22 protein-coding genes are annotated in these 21,704 nt (G+C 49.9%); 15 read left to right on the forward strand and 7 right to left on the reverse strand.

Annotated features, from left to right (window positions below; all coding sequences use genetic code 11):
* Positions 1 to 45: 45 nt before the first annotated feature.
* Positions 46 to 1,308 (reverse strand): SulP family inorganic anion transporter, encoded by a 1,263-nt coding sequence (locus QUE60_RS04865; protein ID WP_286224832.1) that lies wholly within the window; start codon positions 1,306 to 1,308, stop codon positions 46 to 48.
* A gap of 60 nt (positions 1,309 to 1,368) precedes the next feature.
* Here QUE60_RS04865 and QUE60_RS04870 point away from each other — a divergent pair, with 60 nt between their 5' ends.
* From QUE60_RS04870 to QUE60_RS04885, 4 genes are read left to right on the forward strand one after another with little or no spacing between them, the layout of a single operon-like run.
* Positions 1,369 to 2,607, forward strand: coding sequence for a methionine aminotransferase (locus tag QUE60_RS04870; RefSeq protein WP_286226248.1), 1,239 nt, complete (start codon positions 1,369 to 1,371; stop codon positions 2,605 to 2,607).
* A gap of 35 nt (positions 2,608 to 2,642) precedes the next feature.
* Positions 2,643 to 3,359 (forward strand): glutathione binding-like protein, encoded by a 717-nt coding sequence (locus QUE60_RS04875; protein WP_286224738.1) that lies wholly within the window; start codon positions 2,643 to 2,645, stop codon positions 3,357 to 3,359.
* Positions 3,356 to 4,213: a 3-hydroxybutyryl-CoA dehydrogenase gene (locus QUE60_RS04880; RefSeq protein WP_286226249.1), complete on the forward strand. Its 858-nt coding sequence runs from the start codon at positions 3,356 to 3,358 to the stop codon at positions 4,211 to 4,213. Before QUE60_RS04875 ends, QUE60_RS04880 begins: the two co-directional genes overlap by 4 nt.
* On the forward strand, positions 4,194 to 4,682 hold the full coding sequence (locus QUE60_RS04885) for a DUF3429 domain-containing protein (protein WP_286224835.1): 489 nt from the start codon (positions 4,194 to 4,196) through the stop codon (positions 4,680 to 4,682). The genes QUE60_RS04880 and QUE60_RS04885 overlap by 20 nt, the downstream gene beginning before the upstream one ends.
* A 16-nt stretch (positions 4,683 to 4,698) precedes the next feature.
* On the opposite strand, the gene QUE60_RS04890 is transcribed toward QUE60_RS04885, so the two are convergent.
* Positions 4,699 to 5,241, reverse strand: a complete 543-nt coding sequence (locus QUE60_RS04890; protein ID WP_286223015.1) for a TIGR00645 family protein — start codon at positions 5,239 to 5,241, stop codon at positions 4,699 to 4,701.
* A gap of 76 nt (positions 5,242 to 5,317) precedes the next feature.
* Between QUE60_RS04890 and QUE60_RS04895 the strand changes: the two genes are divergently transcribed.
* The 10 genes from QUE60_RS04895 (at position 5,318) to QUE60_RS04940 (ending at position 14,855) form a co-directional block, all read left to right on the forward strand.
* A complete protein-coding gene (locus QUE60_RS04895) occupies positions 5,318 to 6,625 on the forward strand; it encodes a replication-associated recombination protein A (RefSeq protein WP_286224836.1) in 1,308 nt (435 codons plus the stop codon).
* 57 nt (positions 6,626 to 6,682) lie between these two features.
* The gene (locus QUE60_RS04900) at positions 6,683 to 7,129 is read left to right on the forward strand and encodes a LexA family protein (RefSeq protein WP_286223017.1); all 447 of its coding nucleotides are present in this window, start codon (positions 6,683 to 6,685) and stop codon (positions 7,127 to 7,129) included.
* 6 nt (positions 7,130 to 7,135) lie between these two features.
* Positions 7,136 to 8,431, forward strand: coding sequence for a Y-family DNA polymerase (locus tag QUE60_RS04905; RefSeq protein ID WP_286224837.1), 1,296 nt, complete (start codon positions 7,136 to 7,138; stop codon positions 8,429 to 8,431).
* 39 nt (positions 8,432 to 8,470) lie between these two features.
* A complete protein-coding gene (locus tag QUE60_RS04910; RefSeq protein WP_286224838.1) occupies positions 8,471 to 9,049 on the forward strand; it encodes a peptidylprolyl isomerase in 579 nt (192 codons plus the stop codon).
* Between the two features lie 4 nt (positions 9,050 to 9,053).
* Positions 9,054 to 10,868: a bifunctional chorismate-binding protein/class IV aminotransferase gene (locus QUE60_RS04915; protein WP_286226250.1), complete on the forward strand. Its 1,815-nt coding sequence runs from the start codon at positions 9,054 to 9,056 to the stop codon at positions 10,866 to 10,868.
* Positions 10,865 to 11,419 (forward strand): NUDIX hydrolase, encoded by a 555-nt coding sequence (locus QUE60_RS04920; RefSeq protein WP_286226251.1) that lies wholly within the window; start codon positions 10,865 to 10,867, stop codon positions 11,417 to 11,419. Before QUE60_RS04915 ends, QUE60_RS04920 begins: the two co-directional genes overlap by 4 nt.
* 15 nt (positions 11,420 to 11,434) lie before the next feature.
* Positions 11,435 to 12,172 (forward strand): leucyl/phenylalanyl-tRNA--protein transferase, encoded by a 738-nt coding sequence (aat, locus tag QUE60_RS04925; protein WP_286224841.1) that lies wholly within the window; start codon positions 11,435 to 11,437, stop codon positions 12,170 to 12,172.
* Positions 12,169 to 12,930: an arginyltransferase gene (locus tag QUE60_RS04930; RefSeq protein WP_286224842.1), complete on the forward strand. Its 762-nt coding sequence runs from the start codon at positions 12,169 to 12,171 to the stop codon at positions 12,928 to 12,930. The genes aat and QUE60_RS04930 overlap by 4 nt, the downstream gene beginning before the upstream one ends.
* Positions 12,923 to 13,951 carry a quinone-dependent dihydroorotate dehydrogenase gene (locus QUE60_RS04935; protein ID WP_286226252.1) on the forward strand — a complete coding sequence of 343 codons (1,029 nt, stop codon included), beginning with the start codon at positions 12,923 to 12,925 and terminating at the stop codon, positions 13,949 to 13,951. Before QUE60_RS04930 ends, QUE60_RS04935 begins: the two co-directional genes overlap by 8 nt.
* A gap of 97 nt (positions 13,952 to 14,048) precedes the next feature.
* Positions 14,049 to 14,855, forward strand: coding sequence for an IclR family transcriptional regulator (locus tag QUE60_RS04940; protein ID WP_286223025.1), 807 nt, complete (start codon positions 14,049 to 14,051; stop codon positions 14,853 to 14,855).
* A gap of 3 nt (positions 14,856 to 14,858) precedes the next feature.
* Here the strand turns inward: QUE60_RS04940 and QUE60_RS04945 are convergent, their stop codons facing one another.
* The 3 genes from QUE60_RS04945 to QUE60_RS04955 are packed head-to-tail and all read right to left on the reverse strand — an operon-like array spanning position 14,859 to position 17,804.
* Complete coding sequence (locus QUE60_RS04945) at positions 14,859 to 15,956, reverse strand: serine hydrolase (protein WP_286226253.1); 1,098 nt, start codon at positions 15,954 to 15,956, stop codon at positions 14,859 to 14,861.
* Positions 15,957 to 15,999: 43 nt separating this feature from the next.
* Positions 16,000 to 16,884, reverse strand: coding sequence for a DMT family transporter (locus QUE60_RS04950; protein WP_286226254.1), 885 nt, complete (start codon positions 16,882 to 16,884; stop codon positions 16,000 to 16,002).
* The gene (locus QUE60_RS04955) at positions 16,881 to 17,804 is read right to left on the reverse strand and encodes a histone deacetylase family protein (RefSeq protein WP_286226255.1); all 924 of its coding nucleotides are present in this window, start codon (positions 17,802 to 17,804) and stop codon (positions 16,881 to 16,883) included. The genes QUE60_RS04950 and QUE60_RS04955 overlap by 4 nt, the downstream gene beginning before the upstream one ends.
* Positions 17,805 to 17,962: 158 nt before the next feature.
* Between QUE60_RS04955 and QUE60_RS04960 the strand changes: the two genes are divergently transcribed.
* The gene (locus tag QUE60_RS04960) at positions 17,963 to 18,523 is read left to right on the forward strand and encodes a phasin family protein (protein ID WP_286224847.1); all 561 of its coding nucleotides are present in this window, start codon (positions 17,963 to 17,965) and stop codon (positions 18,521 to 18,523) included.
* An 81-nt stretch (positions 18,524 to 18,604) separates the two neighbouring features.
* On the opposite strand, the gene lpdA is transcribed toward QUE60_RS04960, so the two are convergent.
* On the reverse strand, positions 18,605 to 20,386 hold the full coding sequence (gene lpdA / locus QUE60_RS04965) for a dihydrolipoyl dehydrogenase (protein ID WP_286226256.1): 1,782 nt from the start codon (positions 20,384 to 20,386) through the stop codon (positions 18,605 to 18,607).
* Positions 20,387 to 20,395: 9 nt separating this feature from the next.
* Complete coding sequence (aceF, locus tag QUE60_RS04970; protein ID WP_286226257.1) at positions 20,396 to 21,697, reverse strand: dihydrolipoyllysine-residue acetyltransferase; 1,302 nt, start codon at positions 21,695 to 21,697, stop codon at positions 20,396 to 20,398.
* Positions 21,698 to 21,704 lie beyond the last annotated feature (7 nt).

The following is a 21,704-nucleotide window of genomic DNA, read 5'->3' on the forward strand; positions in this document are numbered from 1 at the left end:
ATGGCCTTTTAATAGTGCTTAGTACCTTATTCTAGTCACCTTCAATTATTTTGCAGACGCGCTAATCCGCTTGGCAATCGCGGCGCTACAAATACCAGCCAGAACGGCCCATTCCAAAGAGATGGTTACGGTACCAACGCCAGTAATAACCATCGGAATCCATTCTTGTGCCCCCGAGCGAAATTCATGGCGAATCTGCCTAAGATCAATCAGGTTCCAGGCCACCGCCAATAGCAAGGCGGCAATCACCGCATAAGGCAGATGCTCCGCCAAAGGCGAAACAAAGATCAAGATCACTAATAAGAAGACCGCAGCACAAATCGCGGCCAGCGGCGTTTGCGCATTAGCTGCTAGGTTTACGCCAGAGCGATTAAAAGAGCCGCTCGAAGGATAGGCAGAGAAGAAGGATCCGCCCACATTCGCAAGCCCCTGACCAATAAACTCCTGGTTTGCATCAAACGAGTCATTGCGTTTCAGGGCTAGAGCACGTGCAATTGCCATTGCCTCGGTCGATGCCAACAGAGTCATTACTAAGACGGGCCCAAATAGGAGTTGCAGATGCTCTAACGTGAGGGCTGGATACGAGAGTGGTGGCAATGCCCCAGGAATCGCGCTCACCTTGCGGATCCCAGAAAATTCGGTGAAGTACTGTTCCAGAACCAGCAGGGCAACACTACCTGTAATCACCGCAATCAGCATCGCGGGGATCCAACGATTGAGCGGTTTCCACAAACGCATGGTCACCAAAGTAATCAGTACTAGAGCCAATACCTGTGGTCGCCACTGGCCTTGATGAATCGCAATGATGGTTTGCACGATAGTGTCAACGACACTCGTGCCACGCGCGATCTCAATACCCAATAAGGTTCCGACCTGACTATTGATAATGAGTACAGCAGCGCCAGCAGTAAAGCCCACGATTACCGAATGCGGCACTTTCTCAACCCACTTTCCTGCCCCACCCAAACCCAATGCAATCTGAATTACACCAATTAGAAAACTAAGCGTGAGTACCAGCACTACGTAATGCTCGCTCTCTGGAATCGCGAGCGGCGCAATCAATGCCATGGTGGTTAGCGAAATTGCATTGGCCGGTCCGGTCACCATTAAGCGGCTTGATCCAAAGAGTGCGGCAATGATGCATGGGACCATCGCAGCATACAAACCATAGTGCGGGGGCATGCCTGCTAATAGAGCAAATGCAATCCCTTGAGGCAACACCACGATGGCACCCGTTAATCCAGCAAGAAGATCCGCACGTACCACTCCCGGCTTCTGATATTCGGGTAACCAACGGGTAAAGGGCAAAGAGAACCGCAATTTATGAATGATCCTAAGTACTTAGAGTTAGCGTGGCACAATTTAGTTATGCCATCACCGCTTCTCCAAACTCCACATTCTAGCGATAGTCTTGCGCCCGAGGGCTGGTTTACCTCCAAACTACCGCAAGTTGGCACCACGATTTTCACTACCATGTCGGGTTTGGCCGCTGAGCACCAAGCCATCAACTTAGGACAAGGATTTCCGGACTTTCCTTGTGATCCGGCCCTACTCGATGCCGTCAATCACGCCATGCGATTTGGTCATAACCAATATGCCCCCATGCCGGGCATTCTTGAACTGCGTGAGGCACTTACGCAGAAGATTGCAAGCTTGTATGGCCATCACTACGATCCGTACTCTGAAATTACGGTGACCGCTGGGGCAACCCAAGCAATCTTTACTGCAATTGCCGCTTGCGTTGGCCCCAATGATGAAGTGATTGTGATTGAACCCGCCTTTGATAGTTACTTACCAGCCATTCAATTGGCTGGCGGCAAAGCGGTTCCTGTGGCGATGGAGATTGTGCGCGATCACAATGGACTCGTCGATGCCTATGCCTTGCCATGGGAAGCACTAGCGAATGCCATTACTTCAAAGACCCGTTTAATTATTACCAATACGCCACATAATCCTACGGCCAGCATTTGGGAAGCCGCCGATTTGGAACGCTTATATAGCTTGGTCAAAGATACCTCGATCTTGATCCTTAGCGATGAGGTCTATGAACACATGGTGTTTGATGGCAAACCTCACGAGAGTATCGCGCGCCATGCGGCACTCGCAGAGCGCAGCTTCTTGGTTTCTAGTTTTGGCAAGACCTTTCATGTCACGGGCTGGAAACTGGCCTTCATTGCTGCCCCCGCTGCACTCATGCATGAATATCGCAAGGTACACCAATTTAACGTGTTCTCAGTGAATACACCCATGCAATACGCCATTGCTCAATATATGAAAAACCCCGAACCTTATCTTGCACTTCCTGCGTTTTATCAAGCCAAGCGCGATTATTTCCGGGCGGGGCTTGCCAGCACCACACTGAAGTTATTACCGTGTGCAGGTAGTTATTTTCAATGCGTTGATTACACCGCTCTGCCACGCAAAGAGGCCAGTCTTCCAGAGGCAGAGTTCTGTCGTTGGTTAACCACGGAGTTGGGCGTTGCAGCCATTCCAAACTCGGCCTTCTATGCCAATCAAACGGAATCGGGTGTCATCCGTTTTTGTTTTGCCAAACAAGAGTCAACACTGAAAACCGCACTGCTTCGTTTACAAGCCTTAGTACCCTAATCAATACCGACAAGAGAACCATGATGAAAAATTCTATGATCGATGTATATAGCTGGGCTACTCCCAATGGCCATAAGATCCATATCATGATGGAAGAATGCGGCTATCGCTTAGATCGCGATTGGCGTGCCATTCCGATTGATATTGGCAAAGGGGATCAATTTAAACCCGCTTTTCTGAAAATCAGTCCTAACAATAAGATCCCAGCGATCGTAGACCCCAATGGACCTGATGGCAAACCGATTCATCTATTTGAATCTGGCGCCATCTTGCTCTATCTCGCTAATAAAACGGGGCGCTTCCTACCGAAATCGATTCGGGGTAAATACGAGACCATGGAATGGCTCATGTTTCAGATGGGTGGCTTAGGACCGATGCTGGGTCAGAATCATCATTTCCGCTTATACGCACCTCAAAAAATTGATTACGCGATTGAGCGCTATACCAATGAAGCAAAACGCTTATATGGTGTGTTGGATGAACGCCTAAAGAAACATCAGTTCATCGTTGGTAATGAATACACGATTGCTGATATTGCAATCTATCCATGGACACGACGTTGGGATAAACAAGGGATGGATCTCAAGGACTACCCAAACTTCAAACGCTGGTTTGAAATGATTAGTGCAAGACCAGCAGTGCAACGCGGTGTTGAAGTACTAACAAATCTGCGTAAGCCCGAGATGGATCCAAAGGAAAAGGAACAGTTGTTTGGTGCAACTCAATATCAACGCAGGAAGCAAACAAAATGACCATCACTTCGATTGGAATCATTGGCGCTGGCACGATGGGCAATGGGATTGCGCAAGTGGCCGCAAATGCTGGATACGATGTTGTATTACTGGATGTTAGCGATGCAGCACTCGAGAAAGGCTTAGCAGCACTAAATAATAGCCTTGATCGCCTCATCAAAAAAGAGGTCATCAGTGCTGAGCAAAAGTCTCAAACCTTGGCGCGGATTAAAACTACTACGCAATACGCTGAGCTTGCATCAGTTTCTTTGGTGATTGAAGCAGCTACTGAAAATCAAACGATTAAAGAGTCGATCTTGCAGCAAGTGGATCGAGTGGTTAGTCAAGATACGATTATTGCGAGCAATACCTCGTCCATCTCGATTACGCATCTGGGTGCACTCAACTCACGGCCCGAGCGCTTTATTGGGATTCATTTTTTCAATCCCCCACCCCTCATGGCTCTCATCGAGGTCATTATGGGCAAGCAAACTAGTCCTGAGACCCTGAAGGCAGTCCTAGCGATGGCCGCTCGTATGGGCAAAGAGCCTATCACTGTACAAAGCTCACCTGGCTTTGTCGTCAATCGCATCCTTTTGCCAATGATTAATGAAGCCTTCTTTGTCTTACATGAAGGAATTGCTAGCCCCGAAGACATTGATACCGGTATGAAACTTGGTTGCAACCACCCCATTGGCCCCTTAGCATTGGCCGACCTGATTGGTCTTGATACTTGCCTTGCAATCATGGAGGTGTATCACCAAGAATTTAAGGACGATAAATATCGTCCATCACCCTTACTGATTGATTTAGTTGCCAAGGGTCATCTAGGACGCAAGACTGGACGCGGAGTGTATGTCTACGACAAAAAGTGAGTTGCCAACGATTGTGCGGATCCTCGGTTACGCGGGGCTCATCCCATTTATTGGGCTGGCGTTCATGGTCCAGTTAGCGGATAGCCCCAACGACCTCATCGCTCTTGAGTCATTGGTTGCCTATGGTGCAGTGATTGTCTCGTTTTTGGGCGCCTTGCACTGGGGCGCTTGCTTTAAGACCATCGGCGAGTCAACCCAAAATCGCTGGCTTGATCATAGCGTTTGGATTTGGGGCATCATGCCAGCACTGATTGCGTGGTTGGCGATTCATATCTTTATACCATTGGCACTACTCTTACTCGCAGCCACTTTGATCGTACAACGTGCGATTGATCAACGCACTTACGCGTACTATTTTGAGAACACTCAAATGGCCAATGCGTTCTTACGCATGCGCACTCACTTAACAGTGGTGGCTTCAGTGTGCTTGATCTGGGCGGGTCTAGCTAGCTTGATTCGTAATTACTAATCGAGTTTTTCTGATGCTAGTGCTTCTGGTGGGCAGCAGAAATAATTTTCTCGGTATACGCAATTGCTAATGCCGACAACACAAACGTCACATGAATTAGGGTCTGCCAGAGCAAGGTCTTCTCATCATAGGATGCGGCATTGATAAATGTCTTTAGCAAATGAATCGAAGAGATCCCAATAATCGCGGTAGCCAGCTTGACCTTTAATACCCCAGCATTGACATGCGAGAGCCACTCGGGCTGATCGGGGTGATCTTGCAAATCAAGACGTGAGACAAAGGTCTCCCAACCGCCCACGATCACCATGACCAAGAGATTGGAGATCATCACGACATCAATCAATCCCAAGACGATCAGCATCAGTGCGGTCTCGGTCATCTCATTGGCACCCATCATCGTAATGAGATGAATCAACTCTAACCAGAACTGCCAAACGTAGACGCCTTGGGCAATGATGAGGCCAATATAAAGTGGGGCCTGCAACCAGCGGGACATAAAGATCCAGCGCGGCAAGGGGCGCAATTTTTTCTCGAACACAAATTCTTTGTTTTCACTCATGGCGAGGATTTTAACGAAGTTTGTGTCATGGCCATGACGCCAGGGGCTTCCTTAAAAGTGTGAGAATATCAAGGCCATGCCTAGCCTATTTGACTCCAAACCGATTGCGCCATTAGCTGAGGCCTTGCGCCCCAAGACCATCGATGAAGTGATTGGTCAAGCGCACTTATTGGGGCCCGGTAAACCATTACGCTTAGCCTTTGAAAGTGGTCAACCGCATTCGATGATTTTGTGGGGGCCGCCTGGAGTCGGTAAAACTACGATTGCTCGATTATCCGCGCAAGCCTTTCATCACTCCTTCATCGCGATCTCCGCTGTCTTAGCAGGTGTTAAAGAAATCCGAGAAGCGATTGAACAGGCGCACCATGACATGGCTCAGTTTGGTCGACAAACAATTTTATTTGTTGATGAGATCCATCGGTTTAATAAGAGTCAGCAAGATGCATTGCTACCGCATATGGAATCGGGTCTCTTCACCGTGATTGGCGCAACTACCGAAAATCCTTCCTTTGAGGTCAACGCCGCCCTTCTCTCGCGCGCTCAGGTCTATGTTCTCAAATCGCTCACTGGGGATGAGTTAAGACAACTCTTGGTGCGTGCCTGCGATCATGCTTTGCCAAGCGTTACGCTTAGTGACGATGCGAGAACAACCATCGCGGCCTATGCCGATGGAGATGCACGGCGCTTAATGAACTTGGTCGAGCAATTGCAACAAACCGTCCGCACTCAAGGTATTACTTCTGTGGATCGGACTCTGATTGAGAACACCCTCAATCTCAATGTACGACGCTTTGATAAAGGTGGTGATCAGTTTTATGACCAGATCTCAGCCTTGCATAAATCGGTGCGCGGCTCACACCCCGATGCTGCGCTCTATTGGTTATGCCGCATGCTCGATGGCGGTGCTGATCCGCGTTACCTCGCACGTCGGATTATTCGGATGGCCTGGGAAGACATTGGTCTAGCCGATCCACGGGCGATGCAACTTGCCAATGATGCTGCGCAGACTTATGAGCGTCTGGGATCGCCCGAGGGCGAGCTAGCCTTAGGACAAGCCGTGGTTTATCTAGCGGTGGCGCCCAAGAGTAATGCGAGCTATCGCGCATTTAATGCGGCTCGCGCTTTTGTTGCCACCGATCGCAGTCGTGAAGTGCCGGTGCATTTGCGTAATGCCCCAACCCAACTCATGAAAGACCTCGGGCATGGTCATGCCTATCGCTATGCGCATGATGAACCCCATGCCTACGCTGCAGGAGAATCGTATTTACCCGAAGGGATGGCAGAGCCGCGCTGGTATGAGCCGGTTGAGCGTGGCCTTGAAAATAAGATTGCAGAACGCATGGCCTTCTTGCGCAGTTTGGATGAGCAGGCCAATAAAACGTAAGGTATGGCCCGTTTCTGAACTAACAAAATTACTATATACTGTATAAATATACAGTATATGAAATCCCCTGATTTAAACCCTCTGCTGTCTTCGTGCTTCGCCCCCATCCGGCGTGGATCTTGCTATCGACCCCTGATTGCTGGGCGCGCACCTGCCGGGTTTCCATCACCCGCCGCTGATCATTACGACAAGCGCCTTGATCTCAACGAGCACTTGGTCTTGCATCCGGAGGCTACCTTCTTCTTGCGAGTGAAAGGCAACTCAATGATTGGGGCGGGGATTCATGATGGGGACTTATTGGTGGTGGATCGCTCGCTTGAACCCAGTCACGGTCGCGTCGTGATTGCCGCGCTCGATGGAGAGCTCACCGTCAAACGCTTACATCAACAACGCGGCAAGATTTTGCTCTGTGCTGATAACCCCGATTACCCTGCGATTGAGATTCGTCAGGGGCAAGAGTTACAAATTTGGGGGGTGGTCGCGCACGTGATCCATAAGGTGTAGTTATCCATGCGCCCTGTCTTTGCTCTGGTGGATGGCAATAATTTTTATGTCTCGTGTGAGCGGGTCTTTAACCCTCGTCTCGAAGGCAAACCCGTTGTGGTGTTATCCAATAATGATGGCTGCATCGTTGCCCGCAGCCAAGAAGCACGCGCACTCGGCATTCGGATGGGAGCCCCCTTCTTTGAAGCCAAACATCTGATTCGCTCACACGGCCTCATTTGGCTCAGCTCCAACTACACCCTCTATGGCGATATGAGCGCTCGCCTGATGGCTTTGTTAGGGGAGTTTGCACCTCACCAAGAAATCTACTCCATCGATGAATGCTTTTTAGATCTAACTGGTATCCCAAATGACTTGGTAGCCCATGCCCACCAAATACGTAAGCGCATTAAGCAGTACCTAGGACTACCAACCTGCGTTGGGATTGGGCAGAGCAAGACCTTAGCTAAATTAGCAAACCACATTGCCAAGAAACGCTTGCGCTATCAAGGCGTATTTAGTTGGTCGCATTGCAATCGCCTGGAGGCCGATGCCTTAATGGCCGATATTGAGATTGGTGAAGTATGGGGGGTGGGTCGACGCCTAAAGATCAAACTCGAGCAATGCGGTATACGGAGCGTATGCGACCTGAAATATGCCCCAACTAGTTTGATTCGTAAACGCTTTGGTGTAGTGCTTGAGCGCACCGTGCATGAGCTCAATGGGATTAGTTGCCTTGATTTAGAGGATACCGAAGACCATCAGGCAGTGCGTAAGCACCAAATTATCTCGAGCAAAAGTTTTGGTAAGCCCGTGCATCAACTCGATGAGCTACGCCAAGCAGTAGTGAGTTATGTCACGCGCGCCGCCGAGAAATTGCGCCAACAAGGTTCGTGGTGCTCCCATCTTCTGGTTTATCTGCGCACGAATCCATTTGCACCCCATGATCCTCAATACGCCAAGAGCATGACCATCCCCCTATTGGTGGGTACGGATGACACACGCGTCTTGGCCAAATACGCTAGCGCAGGTATTGAGCGTATTTATCGTCCTGGCTTTGCATATAAGAAAGCAGGTGTGATGTTGTTAGGTCTGCACCCAGCGGGTCAGGATCTTGGCGATCTTTTTTACAATCTGCCACAACGTGAGCGCTCATCGCAACTCATGCAAGTGATGGATCGACTCAATCAAGAGTACGGCTCCAACACCCTGCGCCTAGCAGCCGCTGGTTTGCGTCCGCAGTGGACCATGCGCTCTTCGCAGCGCAGCCCCAACTACACCACGGCCTGGCATGAACTTGCGCAGGCATGCGCAAATCGCTAATACAATGAAGCATCCATAACCATTGCAATTAAAGGAAATATGATGCGCAAATTTTGGCTCTCGCTTGGTCTCGCGATTGGTATCGCTACCCTCTCTGGGTTCTCATACGCAGGACCCAAAGTAGAATTTAAGACTAATCTCGGTAACTTCGTTGTCGATCTTGACTCCGATAAAGCCCCCAAGACCGTCAATAACTTTTTGACCTATGTAAAGAGCGGTTTCTATAACGGCACCGTGTTCCATCGCGTAATTAATGGTTTTATGGTGCAAGGTGGTGGCTTTACCACCGAGCTGGTACAAAAACCAACGCAGCCACCCGTGGTCTCTGAAGCACAAAATGGTTTAAAGAACCAGATCTACACCATTGCCATGGCAAGAACCTCGGATCCCGATTCAGCAACTGCGCAGTTTTACATCAATGTCAAAGATAATCCAGGCTTGGATTTTCCGAATGCGATGGGAAGCGGTTATACCGTCTTCGGAAAAGTGATTTCAGGGACACAAACCATTGATAAGATTAAGCAAGTCCCAACCGGGGTTGCTTCAACCCCACGCGGTCGCATGGCCGATGTGCCCAATACGCCTGTCGTGATTGAGTCGGTTACCATCCTCAAATAAGCCAATGCTATTGTTAGACGATGTTGAGAGCAGTCGGGAGCAACCCACCAGTCGACTCTATCAACACGTCCAACACGAGTGGTGTGCCAATCGATTTAATGAGTTAGACACTTGTTTTGATAGTATCGAGACCGCTCTCGGTCGGGGTCAATATGTGGTTGCACTCTTTGCCTATGAGCTTGGTTATTACTGGCAAGGCATTGCGTGTAAGCACCCTGAACCACTGCCTTTACTCAGAGCGTGGTCCTTTGCTGAGGTCAGCAAACTTTCCAAAGAGGCGGTCGATGCGTTTTTACACGAACGCCTAACGATTGAGTCAGCGCCCAGTGGCATCCTCAATCGGCATGACTCAATCAATCACGCACGTTTTACCGAGGATATTGAGCGTATTCAAGCATGGATTGCGGCGGGCGATACCTATCAAATTAATCACTCCTACCGGGTGTATGGCGAGGCCTATGGCTCACCCCTTGCTCTCTATGCGCGCTTGCGAGAGCGGCAACCGGGGCGTTATGGTGCGTTCATTGAAGATGGCCATCAAGTAGTCTTATCGCAATCCCCCGAACTATTTATTCGGCGCTCTGGTGACACCTTAATAGCAGAACCGATGAAGGGCACGGCCGATGCAACATTGGCACAGGCCAGTGAGCTAGCCAATGATCCCAAGAATCAAGCGGAGAACGTCATGATTGTGGATCTCCTGCGTAATGATCTAGGGCGCATTGCACAAACTGGATCGGTTCATGTTCCCGCACTCTTTGAGGTCAAGCAACACGGTCAGGTCTTGCAAATGACCTCAACCGTACAAGCAAAGCCACGAGCTAATCTTCGGATTGAGGATGTGTTGCGAGCTGTGTTCCCATGCGGCTCGGTAACTGGGGCTCCCAAAAAACGCAGTATGGAGATTATTCAAGCGCTGGAGGATCAACCACGCGGCTGGTATTGCGGGGCATTAGGCTGGTTTGATCCCAACGGAGACTTTGCGATGAGTGTGCCAATCCGCACGCTGCAGATGGATCACGACCCACAATCCGACTCATCGTCGTTTGTCTTGGGTGTTGGCGCCGGAATTACCATAGACTCTGATGCTGATACGGAATACCAAGAATGCCAACTCAAGGCATCATTCTTAACGAGCCTGCCAAGCGGTGTAGGGATTTTTGAAACCATCCGCTTTGATCGCGGTAGCGATCTCAACCGAATTGCAAATTGGTCAAAGCATCTCGAGCGCCTATCGAGCTCAGCTCGTGATTTAGGAATTCAATTTGATGATGATGCCTTGCAGAGTATGGTGCGAGCGGCTGCAAGGGATTTGGCGCACGATCACATCCATCGCGTGCGGATTGATTTAAGTGCAGCCGGCCAACTATCACTATCGCATTCCATCATTGAGAAGCTCCCCGGTCCTGTTCAATTATTTTGGGCCCATGAGATTTTGCAAGATCAATACACACCACAGCAACTCACCATGCAGTCGCATAACCCCTTATTGCGTCACAAGGTTAGTGAACGTGTGATCTACGACGCCGCCTGGCACAAGGCAGTTGAGCTGGGTGGCTTTGATGCCTTATTTATGAATGAGCATAGGCACGTCACCGAAGGTGGTCGTACTAGCGTATTGATCCGTGAAGATGTCAATGGTCCATGGCTCACACCACCGCTATCGGCAGGTGTGTTGCCGGGTGTGATGCGATCGGTCATCTTGGCCGATCCAAGCATGAATGTCCGCGAGGCCAACCTGACTATTTCCCAGGTAGCAAATGCTAATGAAATAATGCTATGTAATGCTTTGCGCGGAATGATCCCGGCCCATTTATGAACTACTGCTCCTCCTGCGGCTCCAATGTCCGCCTGCAAATACCGCCTGACGATACTCGCATGCGTCATGTCTGTGCGCAATGCGGTGAGATTCATTATCAGAATCCGCGCAATGTAGTTGGCACCATTCCCATTTGGGAGAATCAAGTTCTACTCTGTCGACGCGCGATTGCGCCTCGGCATGGTTACTGGACATTACCAGCGGGCTTTCTAGAGGTTGGTGAGAGTACTGAACACGGCGCTGCCCGCGAGACCCTTGAGGAGGCAGGTGCGCATGTTGATATTGGCCCCCTCTTCTCACTTCTAAATGTGGCGCATGTTGAGCAAGTCCACCTCTTTTATTTAGCGCAGATGCGCACACCCCACTTTGAAGCGGGTATCGAGAGTTTAGAGGTCGGCTTATTTACCGAAGCACAAATCCCCTGGTCGGAGCTTGCCTTTCCGACCGTGAAGCAGACCTTGCAATGGTATTTTGAGGATCTCCGTAGCGGTGGGATCTTGCAAGGCCGCACGCGCTCGCGTGATATTTTGCCCGGTGAGCGCATTGAGTAAATTGCATCACTGATCATGAGTACCATCCCATGGCTTGGCCCAAGCGATCCATTCCCTAACCCACTCACCCAGCCTGATCCTGACCCAGAGGTGCCGGGATTGCTCGCAGTGAGTGAACGGATCTATCCTGGACAGTTAGAGCGTGCTTACCGCAGCGGTATTTTCCCCTGGTACTCCGATCATCAGCCCGTCTTGTGGTGGTCACCTGACCCGCGCATGACTCTCAGGCCCGCGAATCTCAAAATTAGTCAGTCATTACGTAAAACAATCCGCGCATGCTTGGATGATCCAAATATGACATTGCAGGTTGATCATGATTTTCCGGGGGTAATGCGCGCCTGCGCCACCACCGAGCGCCAAGGCCAAGATGGTACCTGGATTACGCATGAGATCATGGATGCATACACAGCATTGCATGATCAAGGGCATGCTCATTGCATCACCGTGGAGCAGAATCAGCACGCCATTGGTGGCCTATATTGCGTCTCTTTTGGGGCGATGGTGTTTGGCGAGTCGATGTTTTCTAGGGTTCGGGACTCGTCTAAGCTTGCTTTAGCAGCCTTGTGCGCATGGTGCTACGATCATGGAGTGACTTTCATTGATTGCCAACAAGAAACCGCCCATCTTCGCTCTTTGGGTGCCTTGCCGATTAGCCGCTCTGAGTTTTTAGGGCATATCGAGCGTGCGGTATCCACCCCAATCCAAGAAAAATGGGTAATGGATAAGTTCATTCTAGAGAGATACCTGCGATGAGCCGTGTCCATGAACTACCGATTACGGCAATCCAGTTTTATGCCACAGCACCCTATCCGTGTAGCTACATTCCCAACCAAATTGCTCGCTCGCAAGTTGCCACCCCTACGCATTCCATCGGCGCCGATGTTTATAGCAATTTAGTGAATGCGGGTTTTCGTCGCAGCGGCTCTTATACCTATCGACCCTATTGCGATCATTGCAAGGCCTGTATCGCAACACGTATTCCAGTAGCCTCCTTTACTCCTAATCGCAGTCAACGCCGCGCTTGGCAAAAACACGCCGGATTGCAGACTCAGGTCTTAAGCCTTGCGTTTACTGACGAGCACTACCAACTCTATCAGCAGTATCAATCAACCCGTCATCACTCCAGCTTGATGGAGCACGACAATCAAGAGCAATACACACAGTTCTTATTGCAAAGCCGAGTTAACTCGCGCATGGTAGAGTTTCGGGATGGTCCGAATGATCCACATCCCGGGCGGTTGCGGATGGTGAGCATGATTGATGTCTTGGAGCAAGGCATTTCCTCGGTCTACACCTTTTATGATTCCAGTCAAGCAGGTACGAGCTATGGCACCTATAGTGTCTTGTGGCAGATTGATCAAGTTCAAAAACTCGGTCTACCCTATTTATATTTGGGCTACTACATTGCACAAAGCCCTAAAATGTCATACAAGATTAAATTTCAACCACTGGAAGGATTGATCAACGATCAGTGGCAACCCTTGTTGCCGCATCAGCTTACTGATGATTAATACCTACCCGTTTGTTCGTCCCCTGCTGTTCTCAATGGACCCCGAAGAGGCTCATGACTTCTCCTTCGCACAACTAGATCGCTTAGAGCGCTGCGGACTTCTGAAGGCCTTAATTGGCAAACCCATCATCAAGCCGGTTGAGCTCTGCGGTTTACGATTTCGTAATCCAGTGGGTTTGGCTGCCGGTTTAGATAAAGATGGCAAACATATTGACGCACTTGCAAGCCTTGGATTTGGGTTCTTAGAAATTGGCACCGTGACCCCCTTACCACAACCAGGTAATCCCAAGCCGCGCATGTTTCGTCTGCCAAGTGCAAACGCCTTAATTAATCGCATGGGCTTTAATAATGATGGAGTTGATGCCTGTATTGAACGTGTCAAACGCTCTCGGTTTTACCAAGAGGGTGGCGTGATTGGTCTCAATATTGGTAAGAACGCCAGCACTCCGATCGAAGATGCTGCTAATGACTACGTGACCTGCATGCGCAAGGTGTATCCAGTGGCAAGCTACATCACGGCTAACATCTCATCACCAAATACCAAAAACTTGCGCGATCTTCAGGGTGAAACGATGTTGCGCCAGTTATTACAAGCGCTTCACCAAACCCGTCAAGATTTAAGTAATCAGTTAGGCGTGCGTAAGCCACTCTTTCTTAAAATTGCACCGGATCTTGAGGCCGCTGATCTTAGGCTGATTGCCGAGCTCTTAATGGAGTTTGAGATCGATGCGGTGATTGCTACGAATACCACTATTGCACGCACCGGTGTAGAGGAGCTCGAGCATGGTCATGAAACTGGGGGTCTCTCAGGGTCGCCTGTTTTGGCTCGCTCCAATCAAACGATTTATGATTTATTTCAGGTGCTTCATAACCGTATACCCATTATTGGGGTTGGCGGCATACTGTCTGGCGAGAACGTCAAACAGAAACTCGATGCAGGCGCTAGTATGGTGCAAATTTATACGGGGCTCATCTATCAAGGACCTAAACTCATTGCAGATTGCGTCCGGGCCTTTCCCTAGAGACTTCATCCGTCCCTTAGTTGTTGAATTGCTCCGGTTGATTTACTATTAGATTTCACAATACGCAACGCTGTAAAAACTCATTACAATCATCAATATGGATAGCAAGGCAACCAAAAACTCCGGTGATGTTGGCAAGACGGCAATTCAGGTCGTTGAGCGCATGATGAACCTGCTTGATTGTTTGGCCGATCAGGAAGAAGCGAGTAGCCTCAAACTGCTCTCTCAAAAAACCGGATTACATCCTTCTACGGCGCACCGCATTCTCAACGACATGGTTGCCTGTCGCTTAGTCGAGCGTGGTGATGGTGGAACGTATAAATTAGGCTTACGGCTCTTAGAGCTTGGTAATTTGGTCAAAGAGCGTCTATCCGTTCGAGAAGCTGCTCAACTGCCTATGCGAGCCCTTCATAAGCTGACCGGGGAAACCGTCAATCTCTCTGTTCGTCAGGGTGATGAAATTGTCTATGTCGACCGTGCCTATAGTGAACGCTCTGGGATGCAAGTGGTGCGCGCCATTGGTGGTCGTGCCCCATTACATCTCACCTCCGTTGGTAAATTATTCTTGGCGGTCGATGACCCCAATCAAGTACGCGCCTATGCTACCCGAACGGGTCTTGCCGGCCATACGCGCAACAGCATCACACAGTTAGCGAAGCTTGAGAGTGAGCTTGGTAGTGTTCGTCACGTGGGCCACTCACGGGATAACGAAGAGCTTGAGCTCGGAGTGAGTTGCCTCGCGGCTGGCATTTTGGATGACACGGGTAAGTTAGTGGCAGGTCTATCACTGAGCTCACCAACCGATCGCATGCAACCCGATTGGCTCAAGGCCTTACAAGAAACTGCGCTACAGATTTCTAAGGGTCTGGGATATAAACCCCAAACCAGCTCTAAAACCGACTAGTCTCTACATTGTCAGGCGGCGAATCGGCTTGGGCTCACCAGGCTGATAACTTTCAATCCAGTCTCGTACCCGAACGGCATCCGCAAAGCGCGATTGGGTTCCAACCGAATCCAAGAACACGAGCAGTATGGGTAGGCCGTTTACTTTGGCTTGCATCACTAAGCACTTACCGGCCGCACTAATGAACCCCGTTTTTTGCAAGCCGATTTCCATATCACCCGCGCGCACCAGTCGGTTGGTATTTAAGAATACCTGTGGGCGTTTATTAATGACCAAGGTCGTATCGGGCCAGACTGAGAACTCCCGAATCAATTTGTAGTTATAAGAAGCAACCAACATTCTGGCTAAATCCTCAGCGGTCGATACATTGGTCGCCAATAAACCGGTTGGATCGGTAAAGTTGGAATGGGTCATTCCCAAAGAATAGGCTTTGTGATTCATGGCCTCGACGAAGGCCTTCGCACCGCCTGGATAATTGCGAGCCAATAAATACGAGGTGCGGTTCTCTGAAGACATCAACGCCAGGAGGAGCGCTTCCTCACGGGTTAACTTGGTCCCCAAAGACAAGCGAGATTTAGCATAAATCTTCACATCCTCTTGGGTAATCGTGAGAACTTCGTTCAGTGGTGCGTTGGAATCAAGCACCACCATCGCGGTCATGAGTTTAGTAATGGATGCAATAGGCAAGCTGACATCTGGATTTTTCTCAAAGAGGATATCTTTAGAGTGCTGATCCACTACCATCGCCACACTCGACTTGAGATTGAGATCATCGGGTTGGTTTCGTAACCCCATGGCAGTTGCAAATGATGGACGACCAGCGGCCTGGGGGGGATTCTTGGGGCGATTGACCGTGGTTCGAACCTGCTTCGAATTAGCAGACTTGGGCTTTTGAGCCGCCGTCGACTTGTTTCCCTGGGCGCTCTGTTTCGGCTTGTTCGCTTGAGAACTATTTGAAGACTGCGCCAAGGCTGGCTCAGTAACACCAAGAGTAATGCTAAGAATGCCAAGGAAAAGAATCTGGAGGGGGCGTCGGGCCCTTGTCTGCTGTTCAGACAAATGACGAGTAACTGAATTAATAAACGCTTGAATCAATCTCAATATAAATCCCAGAATTCAGTACAGTTACATAATAATAACTGGATTAGCGCTTGGCTGGTATTTTTCCTTGGTAGTTGACCAAGATCACCGCGGTCATCGTTAGCAATAGCCCCGCTAGCATCATGAGAGTCAGGGGTTCATCAAATAGTATCCAGGCCATCAACGCTGTGGTGGGTGGTGTTAGATATAAAAGACTCGTAACCTTGGTGGCAGCACCCTTACGAATCAAAATAAACAATAAACTAATTGCACCAATCGAGGTGGGCAAAATGCCCCAGAGCAAGGCCCCAATCACTGGCGTATTCCAGATAATCTCACGGGTCTCAAAGAGCAAGGCAACAATCAAGCATAAGAGAGCTGAGATCGAAAACTGAATCATCGATCCAACCCGAAGATCAAAATCTGGGCAGTATTTTTTCTGGTAGAGCGTACCAAAGGTAATGGCAAATAAAGCGGCAATCGCAAAACCATAGGCACTGATTGGAATATCCAAAAAGCTGGTTTTATCAGCCACCACCAAAGCCACACCACCAATGCCCAAAACCAAACCAAGCCATTGGCGATAGTTAACCCGCTCGGCAACCCATGACGCACTCCACGCCGTTAAGATGGGTTGCAATCCCACAATCAATGCGATCAGTCCAGCGGTCATCCCCAAACGCACCGCACTCCATACCCCCATGACATAGCCAAATTGCAATAGCACTCCAGCGACTGCAATATGGATGGTCTGGCTGCGGTTTGGCCAGATGGGTTTCCAGAACAAAATGATGAGACCCATCACGAGCAATACGCCAGTAAAGCGCAAGAATAAAAATGTGGCGGGCTCCATGTATGGCATACCAAAGCGCGCAATGATGAATCCCGTACTCCAGATAAATACAAATAATGGCGCGGCAAATGCCTCGATTGGAGTGGCTGATTTCATGAAGAGGGTCGAGATTTGGAGGTACTCATTTTATGCTGATGCGCACTTGCAATTTGGATCGTTTGATAATGAATCTGCACGGTATCCTCAATTGGATTAGCGTACCCTCCTGCCATCGCAATGGCGATAGGGATACCCCGCTCTCCCACAAATGCCATGACCTGTTGATCACGTAGCGCTAGCCCCTCTTTTGTGAGTCTTAGGCGTCCCAAGCGATCACCCTCAAAAGGATCGGCACCGGCCAAGTAAATCAGAAATTCAATGTCATGTTTTGCAAGAAACTCGAGGGCCTGTTCGAGAGCCTCTAGATAGATGGTGTCGCCACTACCGTCGGCTAAGGCAATATCCAGATCACTGTTCGTTTTTGCGAATGGATAGTTTTTCTCACCATGGATCGAGACCGTGCAAATCGCAGGATCATGTTGCAAAATCGCTGCCGTGCCATCGCCTTGATGAACATCGAGGTCCAGAATGCCGATTCTTCGAGGACTGATTGGGTACTTCATCAGCACCCGCGCCGCAATCGCGGCATCATTGAAAACGCAAAAGCCCGAGCCCTTGTTACGGTAGGCGTGATGGGTACCACCCGCTAGATTGACTGCGACACCCTCCTCGATAGCAGATTGACATGCGGCAATCGTGGCACCCACCGAGCGGCGGGAACGCTCCACCATTTTCTCTGACCAAGGAAATCCGATTTCTTTCTGCTCTGCCTCACTCAGGGTTCCACTAATCACCCGTTGCAGGTAGGAAGCGTCATGGGCTAAGAGCAGTTCTGTATCACTTGCCCTGGGTGCCTCAAGTAATTGAGCGTCTGGAAGATCAACAACCAAATCTCGCAGCATCCTGTACTTCGCCATCGGAAACCGATGCCCCGCGGGCAAGGGTAATACAAAGTGATCGCTGTAGTAGGCTTTCAAGGAATCTAAGGTTTATTGTATAAGTTACTGATTATATTGAATTATTAATATTAATCTTACGGCTAATATTTTTTGTTGCGACGCAACAAATCTTCTCCTATAATCAAAGGTAAGATGACTTTAACCAGTCTCCCCCATTTAAATTAAAGGAGTTCATCATGAACCTAACCCCAGAACAAATTGCGGCCGCCCAAAAGGCTAATCTGGAGACCCTTGCCGGTCTTACCAATCAAGCCCTCAAAAGCGTTGAGAAACTCGTTGAACTCAATATGCAAATCGCCAAGAATAGTTTGAGCGAGAGCATGAGCAATGCCAAGAAAGCACTAGAAGTACGCGATGTTCAACAACTCATTACCCAGCAAGCTGAAATGATTCAGCCAATGGCTGAGCGCATGATGAACTACGGTCGTGATCTCTATGAGATTGCACAAGATAGCTCCCATGCGTTTACCAAAACGGCAGAGGCAGAGTTCGCTGCTAACCAGAAAAAATTGCAATCCATGGTTGATGAGTGGACCAAAAACGCTCCGGCCGGGTCAGATGCTGCCGTGCAAATGATGAAGCAAGCAATCGCGGCAGCAAACAACAGCTATGAGACCAGCCAAAAGGCTATCAAGCACGCGATGGAAGTGGCGCAAGCCAATATGCAAAATGCAGCAGATACTGTGACCAAAGCGGCTAGTAAAGCAGCAAAAGCCTCGAAGAAGTCTTCTGAGTAATTTATAGAACGATTGAAGTTGAAACCCCGCTGCGGCGGGGTTTTTTCTTGGGGCCCAGGATTCGTAAATCTTTTTTGTACGCTACTTCTTCTTGACGGGTGGCAAATCGGTACACGATCCATGATGTGCTTCTGCTGCCAATCCCACGGACTCCCCTAGGGTTGGATGCGGATGAATAGTCTTACCAATATCAACCGAATCGGCTCCCATCTCAATCGCTAGGCAAACCTCACCAATGAGGTCACCCGCATTGGTTCCCACAATGCCTCCACCAATAATGCGGTGGGTGTTGGCATCGAAGAGCAATTTAGTAAAGCCTTCGTCACGACCATTGGCAATTGCTCGTCCACTAGCTGCCCATGGGAATAAACCTTTCTCATAGGCAATGCCTTGTGCCTTGCATTGCTCTTCAGTCAGCCCTGCCCAAGCAACCTCGGGATCGGTATAGGCTACCGACGGAATTTGCTTCGCATCAAAGTAGGATTTCTGACCAGCTGCTGCTTCAGCTGCTACATGGCCTTCATGAACGGCCTTGTGCGCCAACATGGGTTGCCCAACGATGTCGCCAATCGCAAAGATATTGGCTACATTGGTTCGCATTTGTGAATCTACGGGAATAAATCCGCGCTCATCAACCTGCACACCAGCAGCGCCTGCATCAATCTTCTTACCATTGGGGGTACGCCCTACTGCTACCAACACGAGGTCGTAGCGTTGTGGACTGCCTGGTGACTTCTCACCCTCAAAATAAACCTCAATGCCATCCGGCTTGGCTTCTGCACGAACCGCCCGAGTTTTGAGCATGATGTGATCAAAGCGATGCGAGTTCATTTTTTCCCAAACGCGCTCGAGGTCACGATCAGCCCCAGCCATCAAACCATCCATCATCTCCACAATATCGATGCGAGAGCCGAGTGCGCTATAGACGGTGGCCATCTCTAAACCAATAATGCCACCACCAATGACCAGCATCCGCTTCGGAATACTCTTTAATAGCAATGCGCCCGTACTATCCACCACCCGGGGGTCTTTGGGCATAAAGGGCAAAGCAATGGGTTGACTACCAGCCGCGATAATGGCTTTCTGAAAACGGATCACCTCTTTCTGACCCAACAGATCTTGTCCGCTACCTGTGCATAGATCCACTTCAACGTGATGAGCATCCAGAAAACGTCCCAGACCTCTGACGACATTGACCTTGCGCATCTTAGCCATACCCGCTAGACCACCAGTTAATTTAGCAATCACGCCCTCTTTGTGTTGGCGCAATTGATCGAGATTAATTTTGGGAGGAGCAAATTCAATGCCATGCTTAGCCATGTGCTTCACCTCATCCATCACCGCTGCGGTGTGCAAGAGTGCTTTGGATGGAATGCAGCCCACATTGAGGCAAACGCCACCGAGGGTTGGGTAGCGCTCGACCAAAATGACATTCGCACCAAGATCGGCACTCCGAAATGCGGCACTATAGCCACCGGGGCCGGCACCTAAGACAAGTACTTCGCATTCATGCTGTACCTTACCCTGATACGCGCCAGCGGGAACTGGAATGGCTGCAGGCGGTGCTGGTGGTACTGGTGGTGCAGATGATTTTGTAGTCGCTGGAGTAACTGATGATGCTGTACCCGATACTTCAAGCTGCCCAATCACCGAACCTTTACTTACCTTGTCACCCACTTTCACCGCAAGACTAGTGACGACACCCGCTTGATCCGCGGGGACCTCCATCGTGGCCTTGTCGGACTCCAGAACAATCAGTGGCTGCTCTTTCTCAATTGCATCACCAACTTTCACCAAAACCTCAATGACCGGTACATCAGAGTAATCGCCAATATCAGGCACTACGATCGCATGTTGACTCATCACCTTCTCCTACAAAACAGCGCGACGGAAGTCGGCGAGTAACTGCGAAATGTAAACATTAAAGCGCGTCGCTAACGCCCCATCAATTACTCGGTGATCCGCTGTGAGTGATAGTGGGCAGATTAATCGCGGCACAAAGGCTTTGCCATCCCAAACGGGTTTCATGGCAGCTTTACTAACGCCCAGAATCGCTACCTCAGGAGCATTAATGATGGGCGCAAAGTATGTACCACCAATGCCACCCAAGGATGAAATCGTGAAACTGGCTCCTTGCATTTGCTCGGGCTTTAACTTGCCCTCACGTGCAAGCGCTGCGAGTTCTGCGGTCTCTCTGGCAATCTCGAAGATCCCTTTTTGATCCGCATTGCGAATCACTGGCACAACCAGACCATTAGGCGTATCTGCTGCGAAGGCAATATGGAAATACTTTTTGAGAACGAGATCATCGCCGTCAAGTGAAGCATTGAACTCAGGGTACTTCTTCAATGCGGCAACCGAAGCCTTAATCAAGAATGCAAGCATCGTAATTTTGCTGCCCTGCTTCTCATTCTCTTTATTGGTCTGCACTCTAAACGCTTCAAGGTCGGTAATATCGGCATCCTCATGATAAGTAACCGCCGGAATCATCACCCAGTTACGTGCCAAATTAGCAGCTGAGAGTTTCTTGATTCGGGAGAGCGGTTGACGCTCGGTCTCACCAAATTTACTGAAGTCAACCTTAGGCCATGGCAAGAGATTGAGGCCTCCTAAACTGCCGCCTGGGCTTTGACTTGCTGGTGCACTCGCACCGGTCATCACGGATTTAACAAACGCTTGCACATCCTCTTGTGAAATCCGCCCTTTGGGGCCTGTGCCTTTAACCTGCGCAATCGTTACGCCCAACTCACGGGCAAACTTACGAACCGATGGGCTGGCATGGCTTGCGCCATCAATTGAGCTTACTGGCTCAGCTCGTACCGGAGTTGCAGCAGGGATCGCTGCTGGCGAGGGTGTTGGTGTGGGTGCTGGGGCAACCGGCGCAACTTGGGCTGGCGGAGCTGCAGAGGCAGCGGGCGCAGATGCACTCGCATCACTTGCTTCCAATAAGAGCACGACACCACCTTCCGAGATGTTGTCGCCCACTTTGACCTTCACCTCTTTCACCACTCCTGCGTGGGAGGATGGCACATCCATGGTTGCCTTATCGGACTCGAGGGTGATGAGGGATTGCTCTTTCTCAACGCGATCACCTGCTTTGATATGCACCTCAATGACCGGCACATCCTGATAGTCTCCAATATCGGGGACCTTGATTTCAAGTAATTGACTCATGATGGCC

It is taken from the genome of Polynucleobacter sp. HIN11, assembly GCF_030297675.1.
GTDB lineage: Bacteria > Pseudomonadota > Gammaproteobacteria > Burkholderiales > Burkholderiaceae > Polynucleobacter.